The sequence below is a fragment of the Aeromonas cavernicola genome (assembly GCF_002795305.1).
Lineage (GTDB): Bacteria > Pseudomonadota > Gammaproteobacteria > Enterobacterales > Aeromonadaceae > Aeromonas > Aeromonas cavernicola.
Genome location: NZ_PGGC01000154.1, coordinates 1 through 18,143, shown reverse-complemented (window position 1 = coordinate 18,143; position 18,143 = coordinate 1). Strand labels below are relative to the sequence as shown.

Below are 18,143 nucleotides of genomic sequence, written 5' to 3'. Positions count from 1 at the left end.
CCGTGGAGTACACCATGTCTACAGAAAAGAAATACGTCGTCGCGCTGGATCAAGGAACGACCTCCTCTCGCGCCATCGTGTTTGATCAAGATGCCAACATCATCGGTACTGGCCAACGGGAATTTAGCCAGATCTATCCGAAAGCAGGGTGGGTTGAACACGACCCGATGGAGATCTGGGCAAGTCAATCCTCGGTTTTTACCGAGGTGCTGGCGAAAACCGGTTTGCACAGTGAAGAGATTGCCGCTATCGGCATCACCAACCAGCGTGAAACGACCGTGGTGTGGGAGAAGGCCACCGGCAAGCCGATCTACAACGCCATTGTGTGGCAGTGCCGCCGTACCGCGGCGATCTGTGAAGAGCTCAAGGCCCGTGGTCTCGAAGAGTACGTGCGCGAAAATACCGGCCTGGTACTGGATGCCTACTTCTCTGGCACCAAAGTCAAATGGATTTTGGATAACGTCGAAGGCGCCCGTGAGAAAGCCATGAACGGCGAGCTGCTGTTTGGCACCATAGATACGTGGCTGGTGTGGAAGATGACCAACGGTGAAGTGCACGTCACTGACCCAACCAACGCCTCACGCACCATGCTCTATAACATCCGTGACCTGAAATGGGATGAGCGGATGCTTGATGAGCTGGGTATTCCTCTCTCCATGCTGCCAGAGGTCAAATCCTCTAGCGAAATCTATGGTTACACCACTCGGGGCGGCGGTACACGTATCCCAATCTCTGGCATTGCCGGCGACCAACAATCAGCGCTATTTGGTCAGCTGTGCTTTGAAAAAGGTATGGCGAAAAACACCTATGGTACCGGCTGCTTCTTGCTGATGAACACCGGTACTGCCCCAGTGCGTTCTAGCCATGGCCTACTCACTACTGTGGCGATTGGCTCGAAAGGGGAGGTGAATTACGCCTTGGAAGGAGCGGTGTTCATGGGGGGGGCCACCATTCAGTGGCTGCGTGATGAACTCAAGATCATTCACGATGCCCGAGATACCGATTACTTTGCGTCCAAGGTGGGGGATACCAATGGTGTATACCTCGTCCCCGCTTTCGTGGGGCTGGGTGCGCCTTATTGGGACCCGTACGCCCGTGGCACCATGGTTGGCTTGACCCGTGGCGCCAACCGCAACCACATTATCCGTGCGGCCCTCGAGTCTATCGCCTATCAGAGCCGCGATGTCCTCGATGCCATGCAGCAAGATTCCGGTATCAAGCTCGCCGCCTTGAAAGTAGATGGCGGTGCGGTTGCCAACGATTTCCTGATGCAGTTCCAGTCAGACATGATGCACACGCCAGTGATCCGGCCGACTCGCGTCGAAACCACCGCCATGGGCGCGGCGTTCTTAGCCGGTTTAGCGGTCGGGTTTTGGAAAAGTGCTGATGAGCTGCACGATAAATTCAGTGTGGATCGCGAGTTTATTCCGCAGATGGACCATGCCGATCGTGATAAACGCTACCGTGGCTGGCAAAAAGCGGTTGAGCGTTCACGCCGCTGGGCTGAAGACGAGTAATCGTCCATTCTTGCTATGGATTGGATGATCTGACTACCCAAGAGGCCGACATGATTGTCGGCCTCTGCGTTTTTAGGTTTGTTCGGGGGATCTTGCCGTGGGCGTTAGCTCTGGCTCCACACTCGCTCCCCTTTATGGAAGGTCGCGGTGCGTGGGGAAATCCGTGCCACGGCTTCGGCGGAGCAACTGGCATCAACTAAAACAAAGCTGGCCTCATCATTGATAGCAGGCCATTGCCGTCCCCCTTTATCATCCAGAGGCAGCACCCCGCCAGTCGCAATAGAGAGGGCGCGTGACAAGGTAAATTCATTGGGTCGGATGTAGAGCTGGGCATAATGGTTGGCCTTCTCCAACATATCCCCCAAGCCATAAGGAGACCAATGGTCGATCACGCTGTCGGTGCCTGGCATCACGAACACCCCCTTATCTCGGAGCTGTTTGAGCGGCATGTGTAGCTGACCGAGGGGAATGCTCGTGGCAATGGTCACTTGCTGGGCGGCCATCCGAGCCGCGACCTCATCCACTTGGCGCTCATCCATGAGCGCTAGCGCAAAGGCGTGACTGATGGTTAATTTTCCTTTTAGCCTTGGCTCTTTCTCTACCGTATCGAGCATGTAATTAATGGCTGCCACCCCAGAGGGGCCGGTCTCGTGCAGGTGAATGTCGACCCCCTTGCTGTAGTCCAAGGCGATTTGGAACATGGTATCGAGGGATTTTTCCATCATCCCGTCCACATTGGTCGGATCGAGCCCACCGACATAATGGGCCCCTGCTTGCATTGCCTCTCGCATCAGTTTTTCGGATTTTGAGAAGAGCAACCCATGCTGGGGAAACGCCACAATTTCACAGCTAAAGCCAGACTGGCGGCGGGCCAACGCCGCTTGCAGATTTTCCAGATTTTTTAACCCAGAGGTCGGCTCAATATTGCAGTGGCTACGGGCGACCGTGCTGCCTTTGGACTGCAATAGGTCAATCAGCTTTTCTGCCCGCGCTTGGGTGAAGGGCTGTAGCTCGGGTAATAATGTTTGTTCGAGGCGGATCATATCTTTGATGGTGGTTCCATCTGGCCGATCTAATGCGCGCCAAGGCCCACCATAATAAGTTTTATCCAAATGAATGTGCATATCACGCATGGTTGGCAACATTAATTTACCGGCGGCATCATAAGCCGGAATGCCACTCACCGTATGAAGGCCATTTTTATTAATGGCCACCACCTTGCCATCTTTAATTTCTAAGGTCTGTAGTTCGGTGATGGTGTTGACCACGCGGCCATTATTGTAGTTAAAGCCAGACTCTAATAGCACATTGTCGAGATAATAATGCTTGGCGGTCAATGTACTGCCCGGGAAAGTATTTTTGGGAGAGCTATTTGTCGCTGCCGTGGCAATATTAGGTGTGGCCGCAAATAATGCGGCGGCAGTGGCTAATTTGGTTCCGCTAAGTAAAAATTGTCGACGATCAATTTGCATATAATACTCCGCTTAGGCGTGATGAATAATATGAGTGCCGGTTTCCCCACGTAATGCAGCAGGTAAACACTCAGGCGATGTAATAATGACTTTTTTACCGTTATTTTTTAAAAAATCCAGACTCGCTGTTATTTTTGGCAGCATACTTCCTGCGGGAAAATGACCTTCATCTATAAATTTGGCCATTTCTGTGGTGGTGACCACATCCAATGCTCGTTGTGATGGTTTGCCAAAATTGACACACACTTTTTCAACGCCGGTGGTGATGACTAAGATGTCGGCGGCGATTTCCTGTGCCAACAGTGCTGTTGAGAGGTCTTTATCGATCACCGCATCCACCCCTTGATACCCTTGCTGTTTGGTACGGATCACTGGGATCCCGCCGCCGCCGGCACCAATCACCACAAAGCCATGCTCGGTGAGTGCCTTAATGGCATCGGCTTCCACAATACGTTTGGGGTCAGGCGAGGCAACAACGCGGCGATAGCCGCGCCCTGAATCCTCGATAAAATGCCAATCGGGATGTGCCTGCTGCAGCGCATCACGCTGCTGGATATCAAAAAATGCCCCGATCGGTTTAGTGGGATGGGCAAAGCAGGGATCGTGTTGATCTACTTCGACTTGGGTAATTACCGCCACCGCATGTTTATAGCCACGTTCAACTAGTAAATTATTCAGTGCCTGTTGAATTAAATAACCAATACCACCTTGGGTATCCGCTACGCAATTAGCCAGCGGGGTAAGCGGTAACCCTTCTTTTTCATGAGCTATTTCGGCACGACGTAAATCGAGGCCAACTTGAGGACCATTACCATGGGTTAATACAATATCGTAACCGAGCTCAAGCATTTCAAGCACGGCGGCAGCAACCTGTTTTACCGCAGCAGCTTGATGGGTTACCGATTGATGGGCGTTATCTTTAATAATACTATTGCCACCAATGGCCACAACGACCAACTCTTTCATGTTATTACTCCAATCACTGATGTTAGTTAAATATCATGGCGGGAGATATTAGTTATTTTGATATAAATAACGATCATTAAATAACCACCGGCTAACGTTAACTAGGAGGCTGGATATAAAATAGGTTGTGGCAAATTGATATTATATTGTTTGCCACAACCTAACTATTCACAATAAAGGAGGGAAGTTATGCTGCTTTATCGTGTGTAATAACGGGATCTAATTGTCGCGCGCGTTGGTCGATCACCTGTTTTACGACAAATAACGCAGCCATCATTAAATAGGCCACCACAAATAATAGCGAGTTGCCCTTGGAAAACCCCACCATAGGGGCATGGATAATACCAAATAACGAGAGCAGCGCCCCCACCGAGGCAGATACTGCGCCACGTAATGGTTTATCCATGATGGCAAAAATCGCGATACAGCCCCACAACATGCTGGCTAACGGGGCACCATTGCCCAAGTGAACCAACCCTTGGTAGTAGACCCCCTTCTTGAGCAGTGCTTCTGTTCCCAATACCGCAGCCGAGGTACCCGCTGCCCCCATCACGTTATTGACCATGGTCAGTGCCCAGTTCGCAATCCACGGAAAGAGGCAAATAAAGATAACCGGCACCTCGATTTTTGGGGTCTCGCGCACCACTTGGTTGGCGGTGACTACCCCAATAAACACCAAGATCGGCACAATAGCGGCCATCGGAATAATGGCGAGCATAAATGCCCCAAGCCCCAGCAGCGGCACAATAAACATGGTAATGCCCGAGGCCAAGGTATAACCAATGCTTGCCCCCATGGCTTTCCAGCCAGCATGGCCAACATAGACGGTGACGGGGAACGGGTTACCTAACAGGCAGCCAAAAATAGACGATAAGCCGTTGGCGAGCATCACTTTACGGGTGTTGTACTCATCCCCAGCCGCATGAGCGCTCTCAATATTTTCCAAATCAAAGATGTAGTTAGCCAAGCCAAGCGGAATCGCCGAGGCTAAGTAGGGCAATGCGTGGGGCAGCCCTTGCAAAAAGCTGTCGACATGAAATTGTGGTGGATTAAAACCAAATGAGGCAACCGATGCGGTGATCGCTTCAGGGCTTTGTAAGCCAGATACCCAAGCCAGCAATGTCCCAGCAATCAATAACAGTAAACCGGTTGGAATGCGGGCGAAGATGGGTTTTTTACCAAACCAGTTGATGAAAATCAGCAGCAGCACAATAAAAGAGACGGTGGGTGCCTCAAAGGCTTGCAGCATCGGGTTCATCGCCAGTAATAGCAATCCCAAGCCAGACAAGCATGACAGCAGCACGGTGCGCGGCACCATTTTACGAATGGTCTCACCCAAAAATGAGCCACCGCTGAGGATCAAGGCTTCGACAAAGCACCAAACCAAGCCGATCTGAATAGCAAACTGGGCATCTTTGGTCTGCTGATAAACCGGCATCAAGACCAAGAAGGTGACGGTAAAAATAGAGGGGGCGCTGGGGCCAGAAGGGAGCGCGGTGACATCTTTACGGCCACTTTGACGTGCCATCTGCACCCCAAACCAGGCATAGCAGATACTCGCGGCCAGCACGGCCATGCCAAACGCGGGGGCGATTTGGCCGTACACCATCTCTTTGGGAATACCTACTACAAAAATAAGTAGTCCCATCATCGTAATTAAATTAGTGAGGTTATTGGTCATTAACCCAAAATAAGCAGCCCAATCACCGCGCTGCCATAGCTGAATTTTGCTCATGAGAATTCCTTTATACAATAAATCCGCTCTGCGATAAGCAAACACTCAGGGCGCCCCACATCGGGCGGCCGGAGTAAAGATGAGGCCATATCAATGGCCTCGTTATGTTCTATTGGCAATAAACGTCGCTAAATTTTAATAGTGCTTTCTCAAAGCAAGTGAAGGGGGGGTAGACAATCCCAGCCCCAATCATGCCAATTCCAGCATCTTTATGAGCAATGGCGGTATTGATGACCGGTAAAATGCCACTGCTGCCGACTTTGGTAATATCAATCGCGGTCGGTACCCCACTAAATGAGAGCAGGGGGATCGTGATGTTGGGGTTCTCCCCTAAGGTGATTTCCCCCATTTTACGGGAAAAATCAATGGCTTCTTCAACCGTTCCCCCCACCAGCGCCACGATAGCGGGCGCTGTCGCCATGGCAAAACCGCCGATACCATAGGTTTCGGTGATGGCGCTGTCGCCAATATCAAGGCCAGAGTCTTGCGCTTTATAGCCAGCAAACATAGGCCCAATGACCTGCTGTGCTGGACCGGTAAACCAGTGGCCGGGCAGACCACTGACCCGCAGGCCAAACTCGACGCCATTGCGGGCCATGGTGGTCACCACCGTACAGTATTCAATCCCATGGGCGGCATCCATGGCCGCTTTACACATCGCCATCCAAGTCGGGCCAGAGAAATAATCACTGCTGGCGACGAACTCGAAGACGTCACGCTGCTGCTCGACCGGATAGCCGGTTTGAATGATCCAAGGGGTGAGGGCCTGAATGAGTAAGGTGGTGCCCGCATTGTTACGGTTATGGCACTCATCCCCCATGTGCAGCGCTTGCGCCAGCATTAAGCGCAGATCAATCTCGCCCGCCAACTTCATCGCATCACGCAGCATCGGGCCGAGCACATCACGCATCCAATTTAATCGGGTGATCACGCTCTCATCATTGGCCCCCATGCGCAGAATTTTTGCCATCTGCTCACTTAGGTTGGTGTAGGCGCGGTTGCCGTAGGTTTTATTCTCCACAATGTGCATGAACATCGAGGCAGAGGTCACGCCCGCCATCGAACCCACACAATCATGTTCATGGCAGGGGGAGAAAATAATCTCGCCAGAGCCTGCTAACCTGGCCGCATCGTCCAAATCGCTGGCTAACCCTTCAAACACCAAGGCGCCGGTTACGGCGCCTTTCATGGCGCCGCACATCTGGTCCCACGAGGTGGGGGGGCCCGCGTGAAGAATGGTATTGCGGGTCATGCCCGGCACAACATTGATCGCTTGGTCGTAACCAATTAATACCGGATGAGACTGAATAATCCGCTCTAGCGCCAGTTGGTTTGCCGCTGCGATCCTGGCGGCCCATTGCGGGGCCTCTATCTTATCTAAAGCCGCAACCACCATGGCATTGCCTTGGCCGGGCGGGGTCCAATCAAGATGGGTCACGGCAACATGCTGTTTCTTTAAATCGTCACTGAACATGGCAATACCCACATTGATCACGTTCAGTGGCTGATTAAATAAAGTCTGACTCATTATGCTCTCTCCTCTTTGCAGACAAATTCACGTGCCAGTAACCCGGTATTGGTACTGCTGCTGGCCCAAATAACACCGGCATCGGTGAGCATTTGGCATTGCTGCTGCAGTGAGGGGGTGTCCAAATCGGTGCCAAGCACATAACCCAGAATTTCTAACGGACGCTGCTCGGCCGCCGCGATGGCTTTTGCCTCTTTGATTGCCTCAATCATCACTCCGACAGGATTTTCATGGGAACCGAAACCGAGCACAAAATCCATCACAATCACCCCCACCTCGGGGTCCTGCGCTTCTTGTAAGAGGCGGCTGATCCGATTAGTCGGATCGATCATGGGATGGGGCTTACCGTTGGTAAAATCATCGTCGCCAAAATCAAGGAAGGTGTGGCCTTGGCTTTGGTTGATATTCGCAAGACGAAATGCGGGATCAGGATGGATATTGCTGTACACCTCAGAGTGTTTTTCCATCGCCGCAAACATGGCTTCATCACACAAGGTGCCACCACAAAATAGCCCGCGAATGTATTTTTGCTTCGCCGTTAAGCGTGCCCGCACCTCTTCAATCAAAGGCCAGTTGAGCGAGTGCAAATTGAGGGAATCTTTACTCACCCCAGTTAATAGCACCGCTTTGAGGGCGGCCTCTTTGGTGGCGCGCGCAAACTGGAGACCGGCCTCGTCAGCAGGAGGCAGATCCCTGCCCAAGAAGCAGACCACGACCGGTTTACGACAGGCCCTTGCTCGTTCTAATACCTTGTTCGCCACCGCAGGGGCTGGTGGTTTCGAGACCAACACAATGACCGCGGTTTGTTCATCTTGCTCTAACATGCCGAGGGCATCGAGCATCATCATGCCGCCGATTTTTTCACTTAAATCGCGGCCACCGGTGCCAATTAATTGCGAGATGCCGCCGCCAAAATCGTGGATCCGCACACTCAGCTCCTGGCTACCGGTGCCAGATGCGCCAATAATGCCGATGTTGCCGCGCCGTACCGCATTACCGAAACATATTGCCGCTCCATTGATAATGGCCGTACCGCAATCTGGACCCATCATCAGCAGCCCTTTTTGATGGGCTAACTGCTTCAGTGCAAGCTCATCATCGAGTGATACGTTATCGGAGAAAAGCATCACGTTCAGGTCGTTTTCTAGCGCCTGCCGGGCTTCACGCACCGCAAACTGACCATTAACCGAGATCACCGCCAAATTACTCTCTGGGAGATGTTTTTTCGCGCTACTCAGGGTGGCGTAACTCGCTTCATGGTGCTGACGAGTCTCTTTTTGCGTAAATAGGTTTTCAATCTCTTTAATGTTGACCGCATTAGCCTCACGGCTCACGCCTTTAATAACAATCATTAAATCGCCATTTTTAGCAGCGGCTAACTCTGCTGTTAATAAACCTAAATTTTCTAGCACCCCTTTATTCATATCGGTTGCCATCGCCACAAATGCTTGTTCAACCCCATCCAGTTTATTGGCTTTAGTTGAGATAGACATCAGTGATACTGAGTCAAAATAAGTATTGCTTTTTATGATTACATCAATAGCCATAATCAACCTCCTATCAAGGGTGAGGTAAATAAAATAACGTGCAGCGGTGTTTCAATATCATCATGACATTGCTAACAAACGATGAGACGTCATGGTGTTCGCTGAAATAAAGACAGACTGCATCAGTTAATAAAAATAAGCTGTTAGTGTAGATCTGCTGAGTGATAACGTGAATTATGCCATTATGGTAATGCACATAAGTGATGACATATTTCATTGATAGCCTGCATACAGTGAGAGATACAGGCTATCTCGAATTATTTTACTGCGTGAGCGATGGCGTTATGCACCAGCAGCAATTAATAACTCAGCAATCTCGTGATAACCTTTTTCTTGGGCAAGTTCGAGCGGCTTTTTACCATATTTATCCGTCATGTGCGGATTTGCCCCATGGGCTAATAGTAAGGCCACGATCTCTTGCTGTCGTTGGCCACCATCATTTAATACGATCGCTTCTAAGAGCGGCGTCCAACCAACAAAATTAGTATGGTTGACGTTAATATCGGTATTGGCGAGGAGTTCCCGGACAATTTCAACATGTCCTTTCTCACTGGCAGGGGTAATACCAACACCACCGAACCGGGTCAGTCTTTCTAAATCAGGCTTAGCGGGTAATACTAATTTAAGCAAAGTAAGATCGTTATTTAAACAGCTCAGTAAAAACGGATTAAAACAGGTTTGATCTTGCTTATTAATATCAGCGCCCGCATTAATTAACAGTTGTACACAATCATAATGTCGATTGAGGCTAGCTATCACAATGGCAGTGCGGCCTTGACGATTGGTCGCATTAATATCGACCCCCTGTGCCAGCAACTGCGCTAACGTATCTGCTTGCCCTTGCTCTGCAGCTTGTAGGAAATTGCTGACAAGTTCATGGTGAGACATGGATGGTGCTGCTCCTGTTACTTGGTTGAATTGACGGAAATTAGAATAGCAACCTTATTTATGGAAAGAAATCCGCTTAAAAAGCATTCACCGGAAGGCAAACGATTGTTGAAAATAATTCAATAATCGCATTAAAATGTGCGATGGCACACTTTTTAAAATGATGAAAATACCGTTTAAGCTAAAAATAGGGGGGCGGGTTATTGTTGCTTAGTAAATAGGATGACGGCTTTCAATAGATCATAAATTGAGAAACTGTGAGCTATGTCTACCTAAATGTAGCAGCCATGTAAATATCACTCTGATAATTTATCATGACTCACCGATAATAACGCGGTTAGGCAATCGCCAGATTGCGAAAATAAATAATAGGTCAGTGCTTATGAATTCTATTTTTACCGAGGAAAATTTGCTGGCATTCACGACGACAGCTCGCTATGGCAGTTTCAGTAAAGCGGCAGAGGAGCTCGGTTTAACCACGTCAGCGATCAGTTATGCGATTAAACGGATGGAAACTGGACTCGATGTTGTACTTTTTACCCGCACCACCCGTAGTATTGAATTGACCGAGTCTGGATTTTATTTGTACCGAAAAGCCTCCGAGTTACTGCATAATTTTGATGCTATTCGCCAAGGTATTGATACCATTTCGCAAGGCATTGAGGCCAGAGTGCGTATTTGTATTAATCAATTGCTCTATACACCACGACATACGGCTAAATTACTGCAAGTGTTAAAGCAGAAATTTCCCACCTGCCATATTACGGTGACCACCGAAGTATATAATGGCGTGTGGGATGCCATCATTAATAACCAAACTAATATTGCCATCGGTGCACCCGATACGCTGCTGGATGGTGGTGGGATTGACTATACCGAGATCGGGGCGATTCGTTGGGTATTTGCAATCTCGCCCGATCACCCCCTGGCTTTTATGCCGGAACCTATTTCAGAAAGTCAATTAAGGCTATATCCAAATATCATGGTGGAGGATACAGCGCACACCATCAATAAAAAGATTGGTTGGTTATTACATGGTCAAGAGGCCATTATGGTGCCTGACTTTAATACCAAATGTCAGTGCCAAATCCTCGGTGAGGGCATCGGTTTTTTACCCGATTATTTAGTGAAGGGGCCGGTGGAAGAGGGGCTATTACTCATTCGCCATATTCACAATCCGCGGCAAGATTCCCAGATGTTATTAGCCACTCAGCACACGGCCACCGGTCAGGTGACGCAGTGGATCAAAAAACAATTTGCCCCAGGCGGCGTGCTTGCGCTGATTTTTCAGGACATGCTGCATCAGGTTGAGCGTTTGGATGAGTAAACGACCCCTGCACCGCGCGGTGAGGTCAGCGGTGTGGGGTTGCAGGAGCCGCTGTCTTGACCACGACACGGTTACGAAGCGGTGGGTGCCTTGCTTGTCATGAACTGGGTCAGGAGTTCGGCCAGTTTATAAAAGGTTTGCACTCGGGTTGTGCTGGGTCGCCAGACCAAGCCGATTTCTCGATAAGGTTTCTCCCCAGGCAGCGGCAGGGCGACCAAATCCGTGTTATCTAAAATGCCCGAATCTATCGCCATTTGCGGCAAAAAGGTGGTGCCCAGTCCCGCGCCCACCATCTGCACCAGCGTGTGTAGGCTGGTTGCCGCAAATGGGTTGATCTTGCTTTTATCCCGCAAACGGCAAGCGCTGACCGCGTGCTCCGTCAAGCAGTGTTCCCGCTCCAGTAAGAAGATGCTCTGGTTGGGTAGCGCCTTATAGTCAAAGGGCGCCTGTAAATTGGCTGCCATATCCGCAGGCATCACCATGTGAAAGGGGTCTTGGCCGATGGTCTTGCAGTGAAAGCCGCTGATTTCAACCGGTAATGCCAAGATCAGCAGGTCAAGCACCCCTTGCTCTAACTGCTTGAGGAGGTTGGTGGTGGTATCTTCCCGCAACAGAAGCTCTAGTTCTGGGTAGGCAGTGCCACACTCTTGCAATAACTTACTCAGCAGAAAAGGGGCGATGGTGGGAATACAACCTAACCGAACCGTGCCGCTCATCACGCCGCCCTGATGTTGGCCTAGCTCCATCAGATCCCGCGCATCAGAGAGCAAGTGACGGGCTCGCTCAACAATATCCATGCCGACAGGGGTCATGATAAAGCTTTTATGGTCCCGCTCGACCAGCTGCAGGTTCATCATATCTTCTAGCGTTTGAATGCCGGTGCTCAGGGTTGACTGACTGACATGGCAGGCTTTGGCTGCACGATTGAAATTCTTGTGCTCATCAAGAGCAACCAGGTATTGCAGTTGTTTTAGACTGGGCCAGCGTTGCATAGTAAAACCGGATGAATGCTATCTATTTAATTTGATTTATTAATCTACCACTGGTGGTGGGTACTTGTCGCTTTCAATTGGCGTCCTTCACCAGCCACAGGCAGGGGGAGACAGAGGGATAGATGGCAAGATTGGTGGGCAATCAGGCCCCAATATTGCTATCACGGACGACGCCCATGACCAAGATAAGCCTGTGCAGCTGTCGTTGGATGAGCCATCATCAATGCTTTGCCAAGGGGGTAGCATGTTTCTATTCGAGGCCACGGGAATTGCAGGAGGGAGCGCGCGCCTCCTAGTCCAAGCGTTAGACTGGGGGCAAGGCGGCCCCGTGAGTTTTCAGTGTGATGACGACACCTTGGCCGTGATCCTGCTGAGCGGCTGTCGCTGCGACGCCGTGGGCTTTTTTAATCTGTTAGCAGGATGCAAACCGCTTTATATCGAGCAGTGGCTGAGTTATTTGGCGGAGACTGGGCGGATTGCAACGTGGCACTATCAGATCGAGAGCCCGAGTCAGCCTGACTATCTCACTCGCGCTGGATTAGCCGATGATGAACTTAACCTCTTACTTGGCAAAATCTATCAAGTGGCTGGTTTTAATCGGCTGCAGCTCAATCGTTACCTTAAAAATCGCACTAATCCTACCTCGTTGGCGACGCGCTATGACCAGAAAGAACTCGAACGTTATCGCCAGCTCAATGAAGTGATTCTGACGCTGCTTCGGCTTAGAACGCCTCGCTAATGAAGGGCTGATAAGGCCATGGCCGACGATGATCACAGCAGAGAGGAGGTGAGCGTTGCACCCTCATAGGTGGTGACGAGATGAACAAAAAGGGGGAGAGCTATCACTGGTAGGGATGGATACTCTTCCAAGATGTGAAAAAGGTTCAATTGAAATCAACAAAATGTGAGTAAAACCACGGTCATGCTCGGCCCAACAAGCGAAGATGGGTTGCAAATAGATGAAATAAAAAGGTGGGGATAAATCATGTTGTTAGAGCCAGTAGATACTGCGAAAGCACGGCAATTATTAAATCAAAGTATGGCGTTGGTGCTCGCAGGGGGGCGTGGTAGTCGGCTCAAGCAATTGACAGACAATCGCGCTAAGCCTGCGGTCCATTTTGGTGGCAAATTTCGGATCATCGATTTTGTGCTCTCCAATTGCATCAACTCTGGCATTCGGCGGGTCGGCGTGGTGACGCAGTACAAGTCCCACAGTTTGCTGCGTCATTTGCAATCTGGCTGGTCTTTTTTGCGTTATCAGATGAACGAGTTCATTGATTTGCTGCCAGCCCAGCAGCGGGTCGATGAGGTGAGCTGGTATCGTGGCACGGCGGATGCTATCTACCAAAACGTTGATATTATTCGGGATTATGGTCCGAAATACATAGTGGTACTGGCGGGGGATCACATCTACAAGATGGATTATTCTGCCATGCTACTGGACCATGTGCGCCTTGGGGCCAAGGTGACCGTGGGGTGTATCGAAGTGCCGCGGGCCGAAGCATCAGCGTTTGGGGTGATGGATATCGACGAGCAGCGCAAAATCCGCGCCTTTGTGGAGAAACCCGCCAATCCCCCCGCCATGCCGGGCCGCGATGATCGCTCGCTCGCATCGATGGGGATCTACATCTTCGAGGCTGACTACCTTTACCAACTGCTAGAAGAGGACATCCTTAATCTGGAGTCCAAACACGATTTTGGAATGGATGTGATCCCCCGTATCGTCGGTGAGGGTAAGGCGTTTGCCCACCCGTTTAGCATGTCGTGTGTTGGCAGCAAAGAGGGGAAGGAGCCTTATTGGCGCGATGTGGGCACCTTAGATTCATTCTGGGAGGCAAACATGGATCTGGCCTCCGTAGTGCCTGAACTCGATATTTATGATCAAAACTGGCCCATTTGGACTAGCCAAACCATGACGCCGCCGGCAAAATTTGTGCAGGACCGCAACGGCCAACATGGCATGGCGATCAACTCCATGTTCTCGGGCGGGTGCATCGTCAGCGGCTCGTTTGTGCTCAACTCGGTGCTGTTTACTGATGTACGGGTGCACTCGTTTTGTACCCTTGATCAAGCGATCATCTTTCCGGGGGTCGAGATTGGGGCGGGTTGTAGACTGCGGCGAGTGGTGGTCGACAAAGGCTGCAAGCTACCAGATGGCTTGGTGGTGGGGGAGAATGCCGATGAAGATAGCCGCCGCTTCTACCGTTCTGAGCTGGGCATTGTGTTGGTGACCAAAGAGATGCTCAGCAAGCTGGCGTGAGCCGCACTATCACGGGAACGTGATCCACCTACACCTTCGTTCGGTGCGGATCGGCAGTAGGGGGCTAAAAGGGAGCCATATTGGCTCCCTTTGTCATCGGTGCTAAGGCGCGGGCATGAATAGTCGGGACTATTCGCTTACCACGGCTTGGGTGGCCATCACCATGGCGGTGCCATGCTGGCCACCGGCGGCGGTCACTTGCGGTACACCATCCTCATCGGTATCGCTGCCAGCCCCTTCGATGACGTTTTCACCAGAGTCGCCGATCCACTCAGCCATCTGCATACCACCGTTGACGGTACCACGGAACCAGCTGACGTACTGGCCACTTAGCTTAGCCAGCTCTAGTTCGGGTGCCTGCTCGGCCCCTTCGTTGCGCAGGTTCAGCATGGCAGAGCGCAGGGCGCCGGAGATGGCAGCCTGAGTCCAGGGGGTGTATTCCCCCTGTTTACCCGCCAGCCAAGTGCCCGCGTTGGCATTGAAATAGGACTTGTCGGTGGCGATAAACAGCTCGCGGGCGGCGGTGCGGTACTTGGCATCGGCGGTGGCGAGGAAGGCGGCCGTTAGCCCGCGGATAGCGGCAAACTGCGCATCGACAGACTGGCCTGCATCGCGCTGACCGCCCAAGGTAAGCCCATCGTGAACTAAGCCGTTTTGACCTTTGAGATTGGCCAAGATGAAATCCGCCTGCTTGCGGATCAAGTCAAGGGCCTGCTGGCCCTGCTTAGTTTTGAGGTTGAGCTCGCCATTGTCACCGGCGGCGTAACCGACTGGCAGCGCATCCTGAGCGCGCTGGAAGATCTGCAGGGCGACCAGTACGTAAGCGGCATCGAAGGTGGTGACGTGCTGGCCCTGTTTGCCGGCTTGCCAGCTATCGACCAAGGTGCCGCTCTTTGGCTCAAAGTGCAGGGCGGCTAGGTTTTTGACGGTGAGGTTGGAGAGGTTAAGCGCCAGCGAGAAAGCATCGCTGCCCACGACGGCGTTGGCCAAGTCATTGGCCTGGTTGGCAGCGGGTGCGGCGGCAAATGGCGCGCCGTCAAACACGGCGTGGAAGGCGGGGTTTTGGTTGGTGTTGGCAGTGCGCTGATCGCTGAAGGCATAAAACTCAGCGAGTGGCCACAGCAGCATCCAAGTATCACGCAACTGGGCGGAGCCATCTACTACCTCCAGCTTGCCGATGGCGCCGACCTCGTTGTTGCGGGTTTCGGTCACTTTCACCTGATGGGGGAAGTAGACGACACCCTTGGCCGGATCGTACTGCGGGGTGATCTTGGCGCCCAGTTGCTTGCCATCAAAACCAAGCTGGTTTTGCATGATGGCCAGCTTGTCGATGGACTGCTCGGTTAGCATCATGCCGTTGAAGCCGTCAGCGGCAGAGACCCCCAGCTTGTGCTTGCCATCCTGATCCATGGTGGCGGAGGCGGCTTCGACCTCTTCATCGGTCTCGGCCACGTGCATACCGCCGAGGAAGTCCTGCGACCACATCACCTCTTTGAGCAGGATGCCACCCACGGCGGCGGGCACCAGCAGGTTGTCGCTGCCGCTCCAACGCAGGGTGCTGTAGTCACGGAAGTAGGCGGGCACCTGAGTCTTGACGGTTTTCTCAGTGCCTTTAGCAGTCTTGATGGTGAGCTGGTCGCCATTGACCGGAGCGGTATTGACCGCTTGGGCAAAGGCGGGATTAGCTGAGGCATAAGGAAAAGAGAGGGGATACATGCCTTGTGGGATCTCATCGGCAGGGAAGCCCACCGCCTCTGCCATGATCAGGACCCGTTTGCCAAGATCGGCTAAGGTGCCGCCACGGGCGATATTTTGCGGCCCGTTCACCAGATGAGGGCCCATGGCGGATTGGTAGTTAAGGGCGTACATCGCCTCTTCGGAGTATTCGTAGGATTCAATGCCGGCGGTGAAGTCGAACGGGGTCGGCTCATCGGCACGGTTTGCATCCAGCACATCCAGATCCAGCCCCAGTGTTTCGGCCAACGGCTCACCGGAGAGCTCAAATTCGGTATAGGCCAGCATGCTAGCGGCGGTATTGAATGTCTTGTCTGTCACCTTGACGGCGGCGTGAACGCCACCGCTGATCAGCGCGCAAGCCATGGAGTGTACCAATACGGTCTTTCTCATGTCTTTGTTTACCTTCATGTTATTTTGATACGTATCAATATAAATCTAAATGAGAATGGAGTGCATTATGTGCTTTGCATGGCCATTTGAGAAGGGCTAACAGGTCGTTAATCTGCGTCAACAGCAGGTTGAAGGGGATGGCTTTGCGAAGAGAGGAGGGCGGTGCATGAGGTGAGCACCGAAAACACCGCCGATAGGGATAGTGCCTGACGGGTCAGGGTCAGAGCAGTTTGAACGGGATCACCAGCCGACCGGGTTCTACTTTTAACGCCTCGACCTTCTCCTTGATCATGGCTTCGTTCTTGCGGCGACTGTCGAGCCGGTAGACCGGTGTCTGTGACAAGAACAGGGAGAACGATTGGTTAAAGGTGGGCAGCAGCGGGGTGAGGGCAGCCCCGATGTCGGCCGGCTCGGTCTTGACCGAGATAAGCTCAAGGTCACGCAGATAGATGGCGCCTTGGTCAGCCACATAGTCAGGCCGTGCTCGCAGCGCGAAGCGGATTTTCATCTGCTGACTGCCAAGGGGGCTGCTTACCTGCAGATCACCCGCAGCATCTAACTCGATGCGGTCTGCTTGGCTGCGGCCAATTCGGCTTTGCATCTCGTCTAAGCGAATTTTGCTTGAGATGATGCCAGGGATACCAAGCTGCTTTTCAAAAGCCACTTGTTCTTTGAGGTATTGATTGATTTCGCTCTCGCTGACGTTGTACTGGGTGAGGGAACAGCCCCCCAACAACAGCGTGAGGGAGAGCAAACAGAGTTTTTTCAACATGGATGGGCCCGATTAGGAAAACAGGGCGTTATCTTACGCGATAATCGACGCTAGGCGGGAGCCCCACGTTTGAGTATCGGCATGGTCAATGGGGTCTGGTATCAGCGCAAGGGGAATATCATGAACAACATCATCGGTCGGCAAGGTTATCTGGCGCTGTGGCTCTGTTGCTGGAGCCCTGCGTTATGGGCAGAGGTCAGCGTGATCCCGGTGTTCGATGGCCCCGGCGTAGTACAGACTCTCAAGGAGATCTACCCCCAGCTTGGGGTGAGTGCTATGGGCAATCAGCTGGTCTTAAGCGGGACACCCGCGCAGTTGCGAGAGGCCAAGGCAACCTTGGCCGAGCTCAACCAACCACCGCAAAGCCTGCTTATTGAGTGGCGGGTAGAGGAGGTCGCCAGCGGCGAGCAACTGGGGGGGACACTCCGTCGCGGCGAGGCCAAACGGCAGTGGCTACTCGATGGCAATGCCCAGCAGTACCAGCGCAGCCAGAATGACAACTGGCAGGTGCGCGGCTTGTCGGGCCGCCCCGTGTTGTTACAGATGGGGTCTTATCAGCCGGTCACCTTCTATCAGTGGAACGGGGGGGCGGTGGTGGGGATGGTGCCGCTTGTCAACGGCCTCTATGCCACCGCCACCTTGATGGGTGATCGGGTGCAGATTGCTCTTAGCAGCGAACAAGCGAGGCTAGAGCAAGGCACCGTCAGCACGGGGCAGAGTGGCACCGAAGTGAGCGGTGCTCCGGGTCAGTGGCTGACGGTAGGGGAACTCTCGACCCGCTCTGCGGATCAGGGGAGCCGCCTTGGTACCCAGCTCCAGGGAGGGCGTGGCAGCCAGAGCGAGCGGCAGACCCTGCAAATCCGAGTCACTCGCCAATAAGGCATCAGCCCCGCTAGTGGGGTTGGTCGGCGGCATAATCGCGGATCTGGCGGCTACGCAGCAGATACCAGAGGGACCAGAGGCTGGCGATCAGCACCAGCGCCGTGGGCCAGCTAAAGGCCCATGTTTGTGA

15 protein-coding genes are annotated in these 18,143 nt (G+C 52.4%); 5 read left to right on the top strand and 10 right to left on the bottom strand.

Features of this window, described 5'->3' with window-relative positions; translation table 11 throughout:
- Positions 1-14 precede the first annotated feature (14 nt).
- Positions 15-1,517, top strand: coding sequence for a glycerol kinase GlpK (gene glpK / locus CUC53_RS15515; RefSeq protein WP_100294983.1), 1,503 nt, complete (start codon positions 15-17; stop codon positions 1,515-1,517).
- A gap of 104 nt (positions 1,518-1,621) precedes the next feature.
- Here the strand turns inward: glpK and CUC53_RS15510 are convergent, their stop codons facing one another.
- The 6 genes from CUC53_RS15510 to CUC53_RS15485 all read right to left on the bottom strand — a co-directional run bounded on the left by CUC53_RS15510 (position 1,622) and on the right by CUC53_RS15485 (position 9,653).
- Positions 1,622-2,989 (bottom strand): amidohydrolase family protein, encoded by a 1,368-nt coding sequence (locus CUC53_RS15510; RefSeq protein ID WP_100294982.1) that lies wholly within the window; start codon positions 2,987-2,989, stop codon positions 1,622-1,624.
- A gap of 12 nt (positions 2,990-3,001) precedes the next feature.
- Positions 3,002-3,955: a carbamate kinase family protein gene (locus CUC53_RS15505; RefSeq protein ID WP_100294981.1), complete on the bottom strand. Its 954-nt coding sequence runs from the start codon at positions 3,953-3,955 to the stop codon at positions 3,002-3,004.
- Between the two features lie 187 nt (positions 3,956-4,142).
- Positions 4,143-5,690: a xanthine permease gene (locus tag CUC53_RS15500; RefSeq protein WP_100294980.1), complete on the bottom strand. Its 1,548-nt coding sequence runs from the start codon at positions 5,688-5,690 to the stop codon at positions 4,143-4,145.
- A 109-nt stretch (positions 5,691-5,799) separates the two neighbouring features.
- A complete protein-coding gene (locus CUC53_RS15495; protein ID WP_100294979.1) occupies positions 5,800-7,218 on the bottom strand; it encodes a YlbE family protein in 1,419 nt (472 codons plus the stop codon).
- Positions 7,218-8,765 (bottom strand): acyl-CoA synthetase FdrA, encoded by a 1,548-nt coding sequence (gene fdrA, locus CUC53_RS15490; protein ID WP_100294978.1) that lies wholly within the window; start codon positions 8,763-8,765, stop codon positions 7,218-7,220. Before fdrA ends, CUC53_RS15495 begins: the two co-directional genes overlap by 1 nt.
- Positions 8,766-9,047: 282 nt before the next feature.
- Positions 9,048-9,653, bottom strand: a complete 606-nt coding sequence (locus CUC53_RS15485) for an ankyrin repeat domain-containing protein (protein ID WP_100294977.1) — start codon at positions 9,651-9,653, stop codon at positions 9,048-9,050.
- A 382-nt stretch (positions 9,654-10,035) separates the two neighbouring features.
- Here CUC53_RS15485 and CUC53_RS15480 point away from each other — a divergent pair, with 382 nt between their 5' ends.
- Positions 10,036-10,980, top strand: a complete 945-nt coding sequence (locus CUC53_RS15480) for a LysR substrate-binding domain-containing protein (protein WP_100294976.1) — start codon at positions 10,036-10,038, stop codon at positions 10,978-10,980.
- Positions 10,981-11,051: 71 nt separating this feature from the next.
- Here the strand turns inward: CUC53_RS15480 and CUC53_RS15475 are convergent, their stop codons facing one another.
- A complete protein-coding gene (locus CUC53_RS15475; RefSeq protein ID WP_100294975.1) occupies positions 11,052-11,972 on the bottom strand; it encodes a hydrogen peroxide-inducible genes activator in 921 nt (306 codons plus the stop codon).
- Positions 11,973-12,216: 244 nt separating this feature from the next.
- Between CUC53_RS15475 and CUC53_RS15470 the strand changes: the two genes are divergently transcribed.
- Both CUC53_RS15470 and glgC read left to right on the top strand, forming a co-directional pair.
- Entirely contained in the window at positions 12,217-12,711 is a 495-nt protein-coding gene (locus CUC53_RS15470) for a hypothetical protein (RefSeq protein ID WP_100294974.1), read from the top strand.
- A 246-nt stretch (positions 12,712-12,957) separates the two neighbouring features.
- The gene (gene glgC / locus CUC53_RS15465; RefSeq protein ID WP_100294973.1) at positions 12,958-14,232 is read left to right on the top strand and encodes a glucose-1-phosphate adenylyltransferase; all 1,275 of its coding nucleotides are present in this window, start codon (positions 12,958-12,960) and stop codon (positions 14,230-14,232) included.
- Between the two features lie 129 nt (positions 14,233-14,361).
- Here the strand turns inward: glgC and CUC53_RS15460 are convergent, their stop codons facing one another.
- Positions 14,362-16,359, bottom strand: coding sequence for a hypothetical protein (locus CUC53_RS15460; protein ID WP_100294972.1), 1,998 nt, complete (start codon positions 16,357-16,359; stop codon positions 14,362-14,364).
- 220 nt (positions 16,360-16,579) lie between these two features.
- On the bottom strand, positions 16,580-17,131 hold the full coding sequence (locus CUC53_RS15455; RefSeq protein WP_100294971.1) for a lipoprotein: 552 nt from the start codon (positions 17,129-17,131) through the stop codon (positions 16,580-16,582).
- Between the two features lie 120 nt (positions 17,132-17,251).
- Here CUC53_RS15455 and CUC53_RS15450 point away from each other — a divergent pair, with 120 nt between their 5' ends.
- On the top strand, positions 17,252-18,010 hold the full coding sequence (locus CUC53_RS15450) for a hypothetical protein (RefSeq protein WP_236757939.1): 759 nt from the start codon (positions 17,252-17,254) through the stop codon (positions 18,008-18,010).
- 13 nt (positions 18,011-18,023) lie between these two features.
- Here the strand turns inward: CUC53_RS15450 and CUC53_RS15445 are convergent.
- A partial coding sequence (locus tag CUC53_RS15445; protein ID WP_157798298.1) for a DUF2919 family protein occupies positions 18,024-18,143 on the bottom strand: 120 nt, incomplete at its 5' end.

What these genes read in the sequence shown, in the direction of transcription:
- glpK (WP_100294983.1), top strand. Translation starts at nt 15, where the DNA reads ATGTCTACAGAAAAGAAATACGTCGTCGCGCTGGATCAAGGAACGACC.
- CUC53_RS15510 (WP_100294982.1), bottom strand. Translation starts at nt 2,989, where the DNA reads ATGCAAATTGATCGTCGACAATTTTTACTTAGCGGAACCAAATTAGCC.
- CUC53_RS15505 (WP_100294981.1), bottom strand. Translation starts at nt 3,955, where the DNA reads ATGAAAGAGTTGGTCGTTGTGGCCATTGGTGGCAATAGTATTATTAAA.
- CUC53_RS15500 (WP_100294980.1), bottom strand. Translation starts at nt 5,690, where the DNA reads ATGAGCAAAATTCAGCTATGGCAGCGCGGTGATTGGGCTGCTTATTTT.
- CUC53_RS15495 (WP_100294979.1), bottom strand. Translation starts at nt 7,218, where the DNA reads ATGAGTCAGACTTTATTTAATCAGCCACTGAACGTGATCAATGTGGGT.
- fdrA (WP_100294978.1), bottom strand. Translation starts at nt 8,765, where the DNA reads ATGGCTATTGATGTAATCATAAAAAGCAATACTTATTTTGACTCAGTA.
- CUC53_RS15485 (WP_100294977.1), bottom strand. Translation starts at nt 9,653, where the DNA reads ATGTCTCACCATGAACTTGTCAGCAATTTCCTACAAGCTGCAGAGCAA.
- CUC53_RS15480 (WP_100294976.1), top strand. Translation starts at nt 10,036, where the DNA reads ATGAATTCTATTTTTACCGAGGAAAATTTGCTGGCATTCACGACGACA.
- CUC53_RS15475 (WP_100294975.1), bottom strand. Translation starts at nt 11,972, where the DNA reads ATGCAACGCTGGCCCAGTCTAAAACAACTGCAATACCTGGTTGCTCTT.
- CUC53_RS15470 (WP_100294974.1), top strand. Translation starts at nt 12,217, where the DNA reads ATGTTTCTATTCGAGGCCACGGGAATTGCAGGAGGGAGCGCGCGCCTC.
- glgC (WP_100294973.1), top strand. Translation starts at nt 12,958, where the DNA reads ATGTTGTTAGAGCCAGTAGATACTGCGAAAGCACGGCAATTATTAAAT.
- CUC53_RS15460 (WP_100294972.1), bottom strand. Translation starts at nt 16,359, where the DNA reads ATGAGAAAGACCGTATTGGTACACTCCATGGCTTGCGCGCTGATCAGC.
- CUC53_RS15455 (WP_100294971.1), bottom strand. Translation starts at nt 17,131, where the DNA reads ATGTTGAAAAAACTCTGTTTGCTCTCCCTCACGCTGTTGTTGGGGGGC.
- CUC53_RS15450 (WP_236757939.1), top strand. Translation starts at nt 17,252, where the DNA reads ATGAACAACATCATCGGTCGGCAAGGTTATCTGGCGCTGTGGCTCTGT.